The organism is Morganella sp. HMSC11D09, from assembly GCF_001807955.1.
Lineage (GTDB): Bacteria > Pseudomonadota > Gammaproteobacteria > Enterobacterales > Enterobacteriaceae > Morganella > Morganella morganii.
On sequence record NZ_KV791712.1, the window covers coordinates 65,696 to 79,646 of the forward strand.

The following is a 13,951-nucleotide window of genomic DNA, read 5'->3' on the forward strand; positions in this document are numbered from 1 at the left end:
GACTTAAATCAATTTCAATCGCCTTATTCCGGAGGAAATCTATATCTAGTGCTATATAATACAAAGCACACTAGATATAGTATTTATTCACAGTGTTATCCACAACGCCATGAAGCCGCATTATGACAGGTTTTGCCCTGTGGATAACCAAACTGCCGGAGAGAAGCAAAGTGCACACTATCGTGATTAAGCGTGATGGATGTCAGGTAAATTTTGATGAATCACGCATCCGGGATGCCATTAAAAGAGCCGCCAAAGCCGCACGCGTTAATGATGATGACTACTGCTCTCAGGTTGCCTCCCGGGTAGCCTCCCTGCTGGGTGACCGGAAAAAGGTCGATATCGGTGAGATACAGGACGCCGTTGAAAACCAGTTAATGTCCGGTGATTACAAAGAGTTAGCCAGAACCTACATCGAATACCGTCATGATCGTGACGTGGCGCGTGAACTGCGCGGCCGCCTGAATAACGAGATCCGCGGGCTGGTTGAACAGAGTGATATGTCCATTCTCAACGAGAATGCCAATAAAGACAGCAAGGTGATCCCGACACAGCGTGACCTGCTGGCGGGTATCGTTGCCAAACACTACGCAAAACAGCATATTTTACCGCGTGATGTTGTAATTTCGCACGAACGCGGCGAAATTCACTATCACGATCTGGACTACGCGCCGTTCTTCCCGATGTTTAACTGTATGCTGATCGATTTAAAAGGCATGCTGACTCATGGCTTTAAAATGGGTAACGCTGAGATAGAACAGCCTAAGTCCATCTCTACCGCGACGGCGGTAACAGCACAGATTATTGCCCAGGTGGCCAGCCATATTTACGGCGGCACCACCATTAACCGTATCGACGAAATTCTCGCACCGTTTGTCACTGCCAGCTATAACAAACATCTGAAAACTGCAAAAGAGTGGCAGATCCCGGATGCGGAAGGTTATGCCAACGCCCGCACAGAAAAAGAGTGTTACGACGCCTTCCAATCGCTGGAATATGAAGTCAATACACTGCACACCGCCAACGGGCAGACGCCGTTTGTCACCTTCGGCTTCGGGCTGGGCACCTCAAAAGAATCCCGCATGATCCAGCAGGCAATTTTACGTAACCGCATCGCCGGTCTGGGTAAAAACCACAAAACAGCGGTATTCCCGAAACTGGTTTTCGCCATTAAAAAAGGCCTGAACCACCAGTACGGCGATCCGAACTATGACATCAAACAGTTAGCGTTAGAATGCGCCAGCAAGCGGATGTATCCGGATATCCTGAACTACGACCAGGTAGTGAAAGTGACCGGCTCCTTTAAAACCCCGATGGGCTGCCGCAGCTTCCTCGGTGTCTATGAAGAGAACGGTGAAATGATCCACGACGGGCGTAACAACCTCGGGGTTATCAGTCTGAACCTGCCACGCATTGCCATTGAATCACAGGGCAGTGAAGCGGATTTCTGGTCACTGCTGGATGAGCGTCTGGTGCTTGCCAAAAAAGCCCTGATGACCCGTATCGCACGGCTGGAAAATGTCAAAGCCCGTGTCGCGCCGATCCTGTATATGGAAGGTGCCTGCGGCGTGCGTCTGAAAGCGGATGACTCCGTCACCGAAATCTTTAAAAACGGCCGCGCCTCGATTTCACTGGGTTACATCGGCATCCATGAAACTATCAATGCCCTGACCGGCACTGAAACGCACATGTATGACGACGAACAGCGCCGCGCCCTCGGTGTCGCCATCGTGGAACGTCTGCGTCGTGCAACAGACGAGTGGAAAAATGAAACCGGCTACGGTTTCAGCCTCTACAGCACCCCGAGTGAAAACCTGTGTGACCGTTTCTGCCGCCTGGATACCGCCGAATTCGGGATTATCCCGGGTGTGACTGACAAAGGTTACTACACCAACAGCTTCCACCTGGATGTGGAGAAGAAGGTCAATCCGTACGATAAACTGGATTTCGAAGCACCGTATCCGCCACTGGCGAACGGCGGTTTTATCTGCTACGGCGAATACCCGAACCTCCAGCACAACCTGAAAGCACTGGAAGATGTCTGGGATTACAGCTACGACCGAGTTCCGTACTACGGAACCAACACGCCGATTGATGAGTGTTATGAATGCGGGTTTGCCGGTGAATTTAACTGTACCAGCAAAGGCTTTGTCTGCCCGAAATGCGGCAACCACGATGCTTCCCGCGTCTCTGTTATCCGCCGTGTATGCGGTTACCTCGGCAGCCCGGATGCCCGTCCGTTTAACGCCGGTAAGCAGGAAGAAGTGAAGCGCCGCGTTAAACACCTGAATAACGGCCAACTGGGGTAATGCAGTGAATTATCATCAGTACTATCCCGTTGACGTGGTCAACGGGCCGGGTACACGCTGCACCCTGTTTGTCTCCGGTTGTGTGCATCAGTGCCGCGGCTGCTATAACCAGAGCACCTGGCGCACTGATTCCGGTGTGCCGTACACCCGGGAACTGGAAGATATGATTATCGCCGACCTCTGTGATACCCGCGTAAAACGTCAGGGGATCACACTGTCCGGTGGTGATCCGCTGCATCCGCACAATGTGCCGGAGATTCTGGCACTGGTGCAGCGCATCCGCCGCGAGTGCCCGCCGGAAAAAGATATCTGGATGTGGACAGGTTATAAACTGGATGAACTGAATGATGCCCAGCGGGAAGTCATTGAGCATATCAATGTGTTAGTCGACGGGAAATTTGTACAGGATCTGCATGACCCGATGCTGATCTGGCGCGGCAGCAGTAACCAGGTCATTCACTATCTGCGCTGACACCCGCGCTGAACCGCGACCAGTGCAGTTTCTTTCCGAACCCCAGCGTATTATTCACCATCTTTATCTCATCCAGCCGCAACCCCCGCAACGGGGTTTTGGCAGCAATAGCTACCGGAAAGCGTCGGCAGTAAACGGCTCTCGCCTGCTTTTCCTCTTCCGCTGACAATGTCGTAATCTCTCCTCTGAACTGGATCCCGCGGATTTTTGCCACGGTCACCGTCTGTGCGGAAATGGTTCCCGCCACCAGCGGATTCTGCTGCATCAGCGTACCGTGCCGGGTATGTGGTTCAGTGAGGAAATAAAGCATCATTGCGCCGGTGTCCGCGACATAAAAGCAGGAAGCGCACCACAGGTCATCTCCGGCGGTGGCGCACAGAGTAAAGACATGATTTTTCTTCAGATAAGACAGGATTGAATCGTGCGGTAATTCCATACAGTCCCCCCAATAAAACCACACCGGCTGACAGAGTATATCATCCGGTGCTGGTTCAGACAGTCCCGTCAGACGGGCTGTATTGTATGGCAAATCTCAGGGATTATTTATAGAGTTCTGCTGTACCGCCCATCAGGTTTTCACCACCGGCAGAGGTGATACGGAAAGAAGTTGCACCAGCTTCATCAGCTTTTTTGGATAACTCAGCAGTCACATCCGCCAGGGTATCAATATTGCTGACAGAGACAACACCGACCGGAGTCTGAGTGCTGTGCTGAACTTCAGTTGCAGCAAAAGAACCAAATGAAACAGCACTTAACGCTAAAACAGCAGGGATGATTGCAGAAATTTTCATAATTTTATTCCTCAGAATATCGTTAGTATCATGAGACGTTTTTGTCTCTCTTTGTGATGTGAGTCATACTATGCGCTTTCTGGCGGAAAGAAAATTAGCTATTTTTGCCATACTTATTCAATTATTTTGATGATAAAAATTTTAATTAATCACCGGGAAGAACTATCATGTGAAATACTACTGATTAATTAGTTACTTGCGTGACTATTACCCGACTAAAACCAACAAAATATTCGCCTTTCATACAAACATAAAAAGGCACGATTAAGCAAAAATGACGATAGCATCAGACAAAAATACGTGGTTCCTTTACATAATCAGGACAGAATCCGGATATCTTTACACAGGGATCACCCGTGATGTCGCACTGCGCGTTGCGACACATCAGTCCGGAAAGGGTGCGAAATATCTGCGGGGGAAAACAGGGTTGCAAGTGGTATATCAGGCCGCTCTGGCGGATCGTTCAATCGCGTCAAAAGAAGAATACCGGGTCAAGCAACTGACAAAACAGAAAAAAGAAAGGCTGGTCAGTGACCAGCCCTCCGATTTGACGACATACCTTAACGGTGGTGATTATTCACAGCTGTCAAAATGATGTGAGAAATTAACCAGCCCGTGATAACGGTCTGCGGCATCATTTTCCAGCGTATAGATCAGGAAATACGGTGCGGTATCCGGCCATTTGCAGTGCAGATCAAACTCTGCTGCCGGTTTAAATCCCCACTTACCGTAGATCTCAGGATCGCCCAGCACCACAACCGCGCCGTAACCGAACTCATTGAGGCTGTCCAGCCCCTCATAAACCATCTGCTTCGCAATGCCCTGACCACGGTAAGCCTCTGCCACCGCAAGCGGTGCCAGTCCGACCCACTGACAATCCTCGCCTTCCACATCCACGGGCGTGAAACCGGCGTAACCGACCACCTGACCTTCATCATCAGTGGCAACCACACCCAGGGTCAGCAGACCGTCTTCCCGCAGTGCATGCAGAAGATCGGCTTCGTTGTCACGCCCGAATGCGCTGCGCAGCAGTGCATCGATACCGGCGGCATCAACCGGAATTTCTGTGCGGATCAGCATGAGGTCACCACTGCCTGCGATTTATCCCCGTCTTCCGCCAGCCCGGCCTGAATAAACTCAGCCAGCTGCATTAATGCGCTGCGCAGCAGCGGCGGCATACCGTCGAGGTCAATCGAGTCCATCAGGTTTTTGACATACAGACCCAGCTCGGTATCCCCTTCAATACGCAGACGGCGCTGGAAGAACAGGGTATCCGGGTCCTCTTTGCGGGCCGCGATCAGCACCAGATCATTAGCATTACCGCTGAAGCTGACATCCTCCTGTTCATCCGCACTGACCACCAGACGGCCGTCACGGTTACTGATATACCAGTGAAGCGCCAGGTCACGGACTTCCACCTTCAGCCATTTATTTTCCAGAAAATCGAGATCGCCTTCTGTCAGCGCCTCTTCAAACTGACGCGCCAGAACCTGCTGAAGAACCTGTTTTTGCAGGGTAAACGGCGTTAATTTCAGCGGGAACCGCAATAACGCCGGCCCGTTGTGTACGAGCGAGGAACGAATTTTGGCAAACACCGTACTGACTCCTTAATCTGAATTACTGCGCCATTGTGCCAGAATCTGCAGAAATAACTCAGGATTCCGGTCAATTTTTCGTGTCATTGTTTCTATTATATACCCGATTTTCTTCCTGCCGCAGAGAACATCCCGCTTTTATATCCGCAAACCGGGTGATTTTTTGCGGTAAATGTTCACTAACCTGCCTCAGGTCAATACCTTTTTTAGCCTGCCATTTACAATTTCCGATCATTTTTATTATTCAGTCTGAGAGTCTCACCATGGAACTATTGTGTCCTGCCGGTAATTTACCCGCACTGAAAGCCGCCATTGATAATGGCGCAGATGCGGTTTATATCGGCCTGAAAGATGATACTAATGCCCGTCACTTCGCCGGTCTGAATTTTACTGAAAAGAAACTCGCCGAGGCGGTGGATTATGTTCACAGCCACCGGCGTCACCTGCATATCGCGATTAATACCTTTGCCCATCCGGATGGTTTCAGCCGCTGGCAGCGGGCGGTGGATATGGCCGCACAACTGGGGGCGGATGCCCTGATCCTCGCGGATATCGCCATGCTGGAATATGCTGCGGAGCGTTATCCGCACATTGAGCGTCATGTCTCTGTGCAGGCATCCGCCACCAATACCGAAGCTATCCGTTTCTATCAGCGCAACTTTGATGTGCACCGTATCGTACTGCCCCGTGTACTCTCTATCCATCAGGTAAAACAGCTGGCACGCACCAGCCCGGTGCCGCTGGAAGTCTTTGCTTTCGGCAGCCTGTGCATCATGGCGGAAGGCCGCTGCTACCTCTCCTCCTACCTGACCGGGGAATCCCCGAATACCGTCGGTGCCTGCTCTCCGGCACGGTTTGTCCGCTGGCAGGAGACCCCGCAGGGGCTGGAATCACGCCTGAATGATGTGCTGATTGACCGCTACGGCGCAGATGAGAACGCCGGTTACCCGACACTCTGCAAAGGCCGTTACTGCGTGGACAGCAAGCCTTACCATGCCCTGGAAGAGCCGACCAGCCTTAATACCCTGGAACTGCTGCCGGAACTGATGGCGGCGAATATCGCCTCAGTGAAAATTGAAGGCCGCCAGCGCAGCCCGGCCTATGTGACTGATGTGGCGAAAGTATGGCGTCAGGCCATCGACCGCTGCAAAGCCGATCCGGACAACTATGCGCCGGATGCCGCGTGGATGCAGACCCTCGGCGGCATGTCAGAAGGACGCCAGACCACACTCGGTGCCTATCACCGCAAATGGCAGTAACGGAGAGAAAAACGATGCAATTTTCATTAGGTTCAGTCCTCTATTACTGGCCGAAAGCAACACTGGAACAGTTTTATCAGCAGGCAATGCAAAGCAGTGCGGATATTATCTATCTCGGCGAAACCGTGTGCAGCAAACGCCGGGAAATGAAACCGGATGACTGGATAAATCTCGCTAAAACAGTTGCCGGAAGCGGCAAGCAGGTGGTTATCTCCACGCTGGCACTGTTACAGGCCCCGTCCGAGCTGAAAGAGATCGCCAAACTGGTGGATAACGGCGAATTTATGATCGAAGCTCATGATTTCGGCGTGATTAATATGCTGCACGAGCGCGGGCTGCCGTTTGTCGCCGGACACGGCCTGAACTGTTATAACGCCCCGGCGCTGAAAATTCTGCAAAAACAGGGGATGACACGCTGGTGCATGCCGGTGGAGCTGTCCCGTGACTGGCTGGTGAACCTGCTGAAGCAATGTGAAGAGCTGGGGATCCGCGACAAATTTGAAGTGGAAGTGATGAGCTACGGCCATCTGCCGCTGGCCTACTCCGCCCGCTGCTTCACCGCCCGTTCGGAAAACCGCGCCAAAGATGACTGCGAAACCTGCTGCATCAACTATCCGCAGGGGCGCAAAGTACTCTCGCAGGAAAATCAGCAGGTCTTTGTCCTTAACGGGATCCAGACACAGAGCGGTTACTGCTATAACCTCGGCAATGATCTGTGTTCCATGCAGGGACTGGTGGATATCGTGCGGATCTCCCCGGATGCACCGGACGATCTGGCGGTCATCGACCATTTCCGTCAGAATGAAACCGGCGCACAGCCGCTCGATCTGGCACAGGCACAAAACTGCAATGGCTACTGGCGTAAAGTGGCGGGCCTGGAACTGGTGGAATAACGGAAGGAAATAACCATGACTGATGTTTATGCCCGTTTAAAAGCACTGAATATTGAACTGCCGCCGGTCGTTGTACCGGATGCAAAATTTCAGCCGTATGTGATTTTTGATAACACCATTACCCTCTCCGGCCATTTATCCAAAACCGGAGAGCAGTTAAATACCGGTAAGTTCGGGGCGGATCTGACCATTGAACAGGGTGAGAAAATTGCCCGTCAGCTGGCTGTTAATCTGCTCGGTACACTGCAGGGCGCGGTTGGTGATCTGAATAAGATTAAAAAGATCATCAACCTGAACTGCATGATTAACGGTACACAGGATTTTACCGATCCTCACGTGGTAGCGAATGCCTGCTCACAGGTTTTCCATGATGTTTTTGGTGAGAAAGGCTATCACAGCCGCAATGCACTCACTGTGGCACAACTGCCGTTCGGCGCCTGTATGGAAATATCGCTGATCGCGGGTATTGAGTAACAGAACAGTACGGGCGCGATATCTGCGCGCCCGCTTTTACCGGCGTTATGCCTCACGTTGCGTACCCTGATCCTCTTTTCCCACAAAAACCGTGAGAACGGGATTTCCTTTATTTAACGGGCTCTTTTTTTCCGCCGGAATAACCGTCGCAGGGAATGCGTAATACGCCGTAATTCCCCGTCACGCAACATACCGATAAAGACCCCGAGAAGCGTATAAATAATCCCGAGCACCAGCATCATAATAATATCGTTCTGCACGCTGCTGAACGGTAAATCCATCTGGTTGATCCCGGCAATCGCTTTGGTCGCCCAGGTCGACGGCAATGCGGAAGCAATAAATCGTACCCAGTCCGGCATAGCCTGTAACGGCCAGATAGTACCTGACATATAAAAGACCGGAGTGGTGACAAAAGCCAGTGTCAGGTAAATCATCTCCACACTGCGCAGACATTCGGTAACAAGTTTGCCCAGTCCCAGTACTCCCAGCAGGAACGGGAATGTCAGCAGCCATAGTTCATACATCGGCGCTTCCTGGCGGTATCCCAGCACCCACGGCCACAGGGCAAAGAAGACCGTCGAGAGAAACAGCCAGATAGGCAGCAGTGCACTCAGCGCCCCCAGATACACCGCCAGCGGCGGTTTACCTTTCGGCGTGCTGCGCACCGCGATACTGACACGGACACAGGCTATCAGCAGGGAGTGCTGTAATAACATGACCAGCAGACCAGGGAATACAATCGCCGCAAAGCTGACACCCGGGTTATACATGGCCACCGTTTCTGACTGTATCGGTGAAATAATCAGTGACGCCTGTTCCGGTGTATAGCCCGCATCCTGCAAAATACGGGTGTTATAGCCCCCCAGCAACTCCTGGTATGCCTTACTCAGTTCCTGCTGGATCTGCCCGCTGGCAAGACGGTTCGTCGCATCCCCGAATACCGGGACAGTGATATTTTTCCCCTGGAGAATATTTCGCTCAAAATCAGTCGGAATAATAATGATGGCGAATAACTCGCGCATAATCATATCGCGCCGTGCCGTCTCCAGGTTGTCATAACCGTGCAGCTCCACTTTGGCGGTTGCATCCAGCTGCCGGATCAGTGAGCGGCTGGCTGCGGAGTGATCCTGGTCAATCACGGCGACAGGCAGATCCCACAAGACCGGCCGGACATACACCAGGCTCATCACACACAGTGAAACCACCAGCAGCATCCACATCGGTTTTGCCAGCATTCCCAGCAGGACTTTCAGGAACGTCTGGAAATAGAGTTTCATACCGCACCTCCCTGCAATGCCAGCCGCTTCGGTAACCGGTTACGGACAAAAAAGGCATTAGCCACCGGATAAATCAGCAATAATGCGCAGACATACAGAATATGCAGCAGCGACACTTCACGCAGGAAGATATCAAACATCGCATTGAGTGCGTGAGTCAGCGGCTCAAGGTTAGAGATAATCCTGGCTGGCAGGATCATCGACAGCTCCGGCACCGCCATGCCGGAAAACGCCATGGCGATACTGACCAGCATACCAATCATACTGTAAGCCATCAGCGCATTGCTGGTGAATGTGTAAAGCAGCAGGCCGATACTCTGTGCCGCCATGACATAAAAGAAGCCGATAAACAGCATATACAGCGGGTTACCTGCCACCTTGGCGCCGGAAAACGTCACCAGGGCAGCCAGTTCCACCATCAGCAGAGCGGTAAAAAACAGGGTATACGGTGCCAGTTTCCCCAGAACACCACTGAACAGCGGTTTAAGCGTCAGCAGCATGGTACCGCGCGACATACTGTAAATAGTCAGCGTGACAACAAATAACTGAAGCATATGGATGGTGGCGGCAAACTGCTGATAATAAATATAACTGCCGCTGGCATTGAACAGGCTGTCGTATGACATCGTCACCTGTGCCAGTTTCGGCAGCGTCTTGCCCGTTTCTGACGCGAGGACAGTGCGGTACTGTGCATTCAGTTCTGCTATCAGCCCGCTGAAATCCTGAATCGCATAGCTGCCGGAGGCATAAAATAACCCGTTGTAATACATCCGGACTGTCGGCTGCTTTCCGGCCAGCACATCACTTTCAAAACGTTTCGGGATCATCAGGATCGCGTAATCTTCCGCACTGCCCATCCGCTCCAGTGCTGCCGAAGGATCATCCCGCGGCGTGATACTGGCGTGTGAAGCAGCGTTCAGATTGCGCACCAGCGTCCGCGAGAGCGGACTGTGGTCATAATCCACCGCAGAGACCGGCAGATTCAGCAGTGTTCCCTCTGAAAAGTTCGCGCTGATCAGTGTGAATAAGATCAGCGGAAATAACCAGCTCAGCCAGTGGAACACCGGGCTGCGGATAGCCATCCGGGTTTCCTGTGTGAAGGCGTGGCGAAAGCTGTACCAGATAACCGGTATTCTCATCGTGACACCTTACTTATCCCGGCGCCACAGTGCACTCATGCCGGGTCTTAACCCGTCCACAGGTTGTGCCGGATAGAGACGCACCTCAAAGGTTTTCAGATCAAAATCCCCGGTGGCACGGGTGGCGCGTTTGGTGGCGTAATCCCCCATCGGGGCGATATAGCGGACTTCTGCCTCAATTTCCTGATTTTTCAGTGCCGGTACCGTCAGGGTGATTTTGTCGCCTTTTTTCACATCCGCGAGAATATCCTCACGCAGGTTATAGACAAAATACGCTTCCGGCAGGCGGATAATCGTCACCAGCGGGCTGCCTGCATTAAACAGTTCCCCGATTTCAGCCGGAACCGGCCCGATCTCCCCGGTCACCGGCGCGGTAACTGTCAGTTCATCCTGCTGGACTTTTAATTCCGCCAGTTTCTGTTCTGCCTGGCGAAGTGCCGCTTCGTAACGCTGACGCTGCTCGGTGCGGTCGCCGTTTTTCGCCTGGTCGAGCTGAGCTTTGGCGGCCAGTACACCCTGCTGCGCCACATCACGGGCACGGCGGGACTGATCAAGCTCGGTTTTTGACACATAACCTCTACCGGCCATGCTGCTCATGCGCTGAAAATCACGCTGTGCATTCGCCAGCTCAGCCTGAGACTTCGCCAGCTGTGCAGCATAGTTGCGCACGCTCTCTTCCCGCGTGCCGTTCAGGGACTCGGTTAACTGCGCCTGAGCCTGATCGCGGGCAGCCACCAACGAGGCGACCTGTGCTTCCAGCTCCGGGCTGGTCAGGCGAATCAGCGCCTGTCCCTGTTTAACGTCGTCACCGCGCTCAATCAGACGCTCAACAACACGTCCTTTGGCTTTCGAGGAGACAATAACCTCCGGTGCATCGACTTCACCCTGTAATAAAAGATACTGGTTGTGGGCACGAAAAAGTGCAGCCATCGCAATTAAGACCAGCATCAGCAGGATCAGATAGATTGTTCTTTTTTTCATTCTTGATTTCGGCCTTAACTATCACTTGTGAAACTATTCGAAATGGAATCATCCCGAATGAAATTGTTCTGGATAAAACGATGAAGAAAGGGGAAGGTTTCAGTATCACTGATTTCAGCTGAAACCGTTAAGATATTTGTGCGCCAGATCACAGCATAATACCTTCAATCTTAGCCTCACACACCTGTTACACAACTATTTTTAATATAAAATCTCAGATAGTTACAAATAATTCTCCTCCGGCAAGTGATCCGACAGAAAAATGTATGACTACAACCTGATTTTCCTGCTGCTTCAGCAGATGTGTGTGTACCTGGTTATCGCCTGGGTGCTCAGCAAAACGCCGCTGGTGCTGCCGGTTTTACAGGTGACTGTCCGCCTGCCGCACAAGCTGATGTGCTATCTGATTTTCTCCGTTTTCTGTGTCATGGGCACCTATTTCGGACTGAATATCAATGATTCCATCGCCAACACACGGGCTATCGGCTCCGTACTCGGCGGGTTGCTCGGCGGACCGTCTGTCGGGCTGCTGGTCGGTTTTACCGGCGGGCTGCACCGCTATTCTCTCGGCGGGATGACGGCGTTCAGTTGTATGGTGTCCACTATTGTCGAGGGGCTTATCGGCGGCCTGGTTCACCGCTACTATATGAAGCGCGGGCAGATCAACAAACTGTTTAATCCCTGGACAGCGGCCGGTGTGACCTTTGTTGCCGAACTGGCGCAGATGGCGATTATTCTGTTACTGGCACGGCCGTTTAATGAAGCGCTGAATCTGGTGAAAGATATTGCCGCACCGATGATTATCGCCAATACCATCGGTGCCGCTATGTTTATCCGTATCCTGCTGGACAGACGCGCTATCTTTGAAAAATACACCAGTGCCTTTTCCGCCCAGGCATTGAAACTGGCGATCAGTACGGACGGCGTGCTGCGCCAGGGATTTAACGAGACCAACAGCCGCCAGGTGGCACAGGTGCTGTATGATGAGCTGAATGTCGCCGCCGTGGCTATCACGGATACGGAAAAACTGCTGGCGTTTATCGGTGTCGGGGCGGATCACCATCTGCCGGGCACGCCGATTGCCTCGCGTTACTCCCGGCAGGCCATTGCCCATAATGAAGTGGTCTATGCCGACGGCAACGAAACACCGTACTGCTGTTCGATCAATCCGCACTGTAAACTCGGCTCTACGCTGGTTATCCCGCTGACCGGGGAGAATAAGCAGGTGGTCGGTACCATCAAACTGTATGAGGTGAAGAACCGCCTGTTCAGCTCCATTAACCGCACGCTGGGAGAAGGGATTGCCAGCCTGTTGTCAGCTCAGATTCTGGCCGGGCAGTTTGAGCGAAGTAAGCAGTCACTACTGGAAACAGAGGTAAAATTGCTGCATGCCCAGGTGAATCCGCATTTCCTGTTTAATGCCCTCAATACCTTACAGGCCGTGATCCGCCGCGATGCGGAACAGGCGCGGCATCTGGTGCAGAATCTCTCCACCTTTTTCCGCAAAAACTTAAAACGGCCGGGGGAGATAGCCACTCTCGCGGCCGAAATTGAGCATGTGAATGCTTACTTACAGATTGAGAAAGCCCGCTTCCGTGAGCAGCTCAGTGTGGATATCGCCATTCCGGATGCGCTGAAACAAGCCAGTCTGCCGGTCTTTTCGTTACAGCCCATTGTGGAAAATGCGATAAAACATGGTACATCACAGATATTTGAGCAGGGAAAAATTACCATAAGCGCACGGGCGGAGGGCAATACGCTTGTCATCCTGATCACCGATAACGCCGGGCTGTATCAGCCGACCGGGATGAGTGACGGGCTCGGCATGGGGCTGGTCGATAAACGCATCAAAGTCCGCTATGGTAAACAATACGGCCTCAGTGTTCACTGCGAGCCGGAAGTAAAAACAACCATTATTCTGACCTTACCCTTCGACTCACCGGCAGGTGCGGCAGCACCGCCTGATAACTAAAAAAATGATAATGACACAATGAATGTTTTAATTGTTGATGATGAGCCACTGGCCCGGGAAAACCTGCGATTACTGCTTGATGCGTATCCTGACATCCATATCCTGGGTGAATGCACCAACGCCATTGATGCCATCGGAAAAATTCACCGCCTGAAGCCGGACGTGGTGTTTCTGGATATTCAGATGCCCCGTGTCACCGGGCTGGAAATGGTTGGTATGCTCGATCCCGGCCACCGGCCTGCGATTGTCTTTCTCACCGCCTTTGAAGAGTACGCCTTACAGGCTTTTGAGGAGGATGCGTTTGATTATCTGCTCAAACCGGTGGAAAAAGAGCGCCTGGACAAAACCCTGAACCGGCTGCGCCAGGGGCAGATCCGCCCGGCGGAGACCCCGGAACAGACAGAGCAACTGCGCTATATCCCGTGCAGCGGGCACAACCGTATCTGGCTGATGCCGGTTGAGGATGTGGTGTATGTCAATTCCCGCATCAGCGGCGTGTTTGTGATGAGCGCACACGGCCAGGAAGGATTTACCGAGCTGACACTCCGTACTCTGGAAACCCGTACCCCGCTGCTGCGCTGCCACCGGCAGTATCTGGTCAATCTGACCCGTCTGCGGGAAATCCTGCTGGGCGATAACGGCCAGGCCGAGCTGATCCTGAGTAACGATGAAACCATTCCGGTCAGCCGCCGCTACCTCAGACCCCTGAAGGAAGCGCTGGGGCTGATTTAATACCAAAATCCGGACGCATAAAAAAAGCCCGGCAGGGATATCCCCGGCCGGGCTTTT

The 13,951-nt window shown here is 52.5% G+C and carries 15 protein-coding genes; 8 read left to right on the plus strand and 7 right to left on the minus strand.

What is annotated here, in order from left to right; translation table 11 throughout:
- The first annotated feature begins 122 nt into the window (after positions 1–122).
- Together nrdD and nrdG are read left to right on the plus strand one after the other, a co-directional pair.
- Positions 123–2,309: an anaerobic ribonucleoside-triphosphate reductase gene (gene nrdD / locus HMPREF3119_RS17630; protein ID WP_051997336.1), complete on the plus strand. Its 2,187-nt coding sequence runs from the start codon at positions 123–125 to the stop codon at positions 2,307–2,309.
- Between the two features lie 4 nt (positions 2,310–2,313).
- Complete coding sequence (nrdG, locus tag HMPREF3119_RS17635; protein WP_004241407.1) at positions 2,314–2,781, plus strand: anaerobic ribonucleoside-triphosphate reductase-activating protein; 468 nt, start codon at positions 2,314–2,316, stop codon at positions 2,779–2,781.
- Here nrdG and HMPREF3119_RS17640 read toward each other — a convergent pair.
- Positions 2,762–3,217, minus strand: a complete 456-nt coding sequence (locus tag HMPREF3119_RS17640; RefSeq protein ID WP_036418231.1) for a YhbP family protein — start codon at positions 3,215–3,217, stop codon at positions 2,762–2,764. The two genes, nrdG and HMPREF3119_RS17640, sit on opposite strands and share 20 nt — an antisense overlap.
- 103 nt (positions 3,218–3,320) lie before the next feature.
- Complete coding sequence (locus HMPREF3119_RS17645) at positions 3,321–3,572, minus strand: multiple stress resistance protein BhsA (RefSeq protein WP_070580458.1); 252 nt, start codon at positions 3,570–3,572, stop codon at positions 3,321–3,323.
- A 274-nt stretch (positions 3,573–3,846) separates the two neighbouring features.
- Between HMPREF3119_RS17645 and HMPREF3119_RS17650 the strand changes: the two genes are divergently transcribed.
- Positions 3,847–4,167 (plus strand): GIY-YIG nuclease family protein, encoded by a 321-nt coding sequence (locus HMPREF3119_RS17650; RefSeq protein WP_036418177.1) that lies wholly within the window; start codon positions 3,847–3,849, stop codon positions 4,165–4,167.
- On the opposite strand, the gene HMPREF3119_RS17655 is transcribed toward HMPREF3119_RS17650, so the two are convergent.
- The gene (locus HMPREF3119_RS17655) at positions 4,146–4,652 is read right to left on the minus strand and encodes a GNAT family N-acetyltransferase (RefSeq protein WP_070580459.1); all 507 of its coding nucleotides are present in this window, start codon (positions 4,650–4,652) and stop codon (positions 4,146–4,148) included. The two genes, HMPREF3119_RS17650 and HMPREF3119_RS17655, sit on opposite strands and share 22 nt — an antisense overlap.
- Complete coding sequence (locus HMPREF3119_RS17660) at positions 4,646–5,167, minus strand: ubiquinone anaerobic biosynthesis accessory factor UbiT (protein WP_004241402.1); 522 nt, start codon at positions 5,165–5,167, stop codon at positions 4,646–4,648. Before HMPREF3119_RS17660 ends, HMPREF3119_RS17655 begins: the two co-directional genes overlap by 7 nt.
- Positions 5,168–5,430: 263 nt before the next feature.
- On the opposite strand from HMPREF3119_RS17660, the gene HMPREF3119_RS17665 reads away from it, so the two are divergent.
- From HMPREF3119_RS17665 to HMPREF3119_RS17675, 3 genes are read left to right on the plus strand one after another with little or no spacing between them, the layout of a single operon-like run.
- The gene (locus HMPREF3119_RS17665; protein WP_004234583.1) at positions 5,431–6,426 is read left to right on the plus strand and encodes a ubiquinone anaerobic biosynthesis protein UbiU; all 996 of its coding nucleotides are present in this window, start codon (positions 5,431–5,433) and stop codon (positions 6,424–6,426) included.
- 14 nt (positions 6,427–6,440) lie between these two features.
- Complete coding sequence (locus HMPREF3119_RS17670; RefSeq protein ID WP_036418179.1) at positions 6,441–7,319, plus strand: U32 family peptidase; 879 nt, start codon at positions 6,441–6,443, stop codon at positions 7,317–7,319.
- 15 nt (positions 7,320–7,334) lie between these two features.
- Complete coding sequence (locus HMPREF3119_RS17675; protein WP_032098189.1) at positions 7,335–7,793, plus strand: RidA family protein; 459 nt, start codon at positions 7,335–7,337, stop codon at positions 7,791–7,793.
- A gap of 113 nt (positions 7,794–7,906) precedes the next feature.
- Here HMPREF3119_RS17675 and HMPREF3119_RS17680 read toward each other — a convergent pair whose 3' ends face one another.
- The 3 genes from HMPREF3119_RS17680 to HMPREF3119_RS17690 are packed head-to-tail and all read right to left on the minus strand — an operon-like array spanning position 7,907 to position 11,190.
- The gene (locus tag HMPREF3119_RS17680; RefSeq protein WP_036418181.1) at positions 7,907–9,070 is read right to left on the minus strand and encodes an ABC transporter permease; all 1,164 of its coding nucleotides are present in this window, start codon (positions 9,068–9,070) and stop codon (positions 7,907–7,909) included.
- A complete protein-coding gene (locus HMPREF3119_RS17685; RefSeq protein WP_004234577.1) occupies positions 9,067–10,209 on the minus strand; it encodes an ABC transporter permease in 1,143 nt (380 codons plus the stop codon). The genes HMPREF3119_RS17680 and HMPREF3119_RS17685 overlap by 4 nt, the downstream gene beginning before the upstream one ends.
- Positions 10,210–10,218: 9 nt before the next feature.
- Positions 10,219–11,190 (minus strand): HlyD family secretion protein, encoded by a 972-nt coding sequence (locus HMPREF3119_RS17690; RefSeq protein WP_004234576.1) that lies wholly within the window; start codon positions 11,188–11,190, stop codon positions 10,219–10,221.
- 262 nt (positions 11,191–11,452) lie between these two features.
- On the opposite strand from HMPREF3119_RS17690, the gene HMPREF3119_RS17695 reads away from it, so the two are divergent.
- Positions 11,453–13,162 (plus strand): sensor histidine kinase, encoded by a 1,710-nt coding sequence (locus HMPREF3119_RS17695; RefSeq protein WP_004241396.1) that lies wholly within the window; start codon positions 11,453–11,455, stop codon positions 13,160–13,162.
- Between the two features lie 18 nt (positions 13,163–13,180).
- Positions 13,181–13,894, plus strand: a complete 714-nt coding sequence (btsR, locus tag HMPREF3119_RS17700; protein ID WP_004234574.1) for a two-component system response regulator BtsR — start codon at positions 13,181–13,183, stop codon at positions 13,892–13,894.
- The last annotated feature ends 57 nt before the right edge of the window (positions 13,895–13,951 follow it).